This window comes from Pseudomonas sp. AL10 (genome assembly GCF_029960685.1).
Classification (GTDB): domain Bacteria; phylum Pseudomonadota; class Gammaproteobacteria; order Pseudomonadales; family Pseudomonadaceae; genus Aquipseudomonas; species Aquipseudomonas lactis.
In genome coordinates this window covers 1-667 of sequence record NZ_JASBQZ010000094.1, presented here as the reverse complement: position 1 = coordinate 667, position 667 = coordinate 1, and the positions used below count along the sequence as shown (strand labels likewise).

1 pseudogene is annotated in these 667 nt (G+C 59.1%); it reads right to left on the bottom strand.

What is annotated here, in order from left to right:
- A pseudogene (locus tag QK296_RS28945) lies at positions 1 to 667 on the bottom strand (type IV secretion protein Rhs); the annotation flags it as partial.

Genomic DNA, 667 nt, shown 5'->3' with positions numbered 1-667 from the left:
CATAGCGATAACGCTTGATCCCACCATTGGGCAATTGCTCCTCAAGCAACTGCCCCCGCTCGTTCCACACCAACCGATGACAACTGCTGTCGGGATACCAAACTCCAGTCAGTTGCCCCTGTTTGTTGTAGCTGTAGTCAGTAGCCTCTCCATCGGGATCGGTCCTACGCGTAACATCGCCTTGCTCATTACGCTCATATTTCCAGACCGCCTCCCCACGCCGAACAACCCGTACAAAATCGTTGTCATGCTCGTAGGACGTTGGCTCATCATCCCCCGGAAACAGCGCGACCAGGCGTCCGGCGTCGTCATACTGATAGGCCGTCACCGCGCCCATCGGATCTTGCTCGACGGTCAGCCGCCCCTGGTTGTCGTAGGATTTAAAGTGCGTGGCGCCGTCCGGATCAATCCTCTGCACCAGCCGCGCCCGCTGGTCATGGACATACACCTCCTGGCTACCATCGGCGTTATGCACGGTGACGCGCCCGTCATCCCCCCAGGCATAGCGCGTGTCCATCTGCGAAAAACTTGCCCAATGCCGGACGCAGCGCGCCGCCTTGCCAGCGTGTTCCCATTCCCAGAAGAAACTCGCGCCACCGGCCAACTGCCGCTCGAGAATGACGTGCTGATCGTCGTACCGATAACGCTCGCTTTCTCCGACAGCATT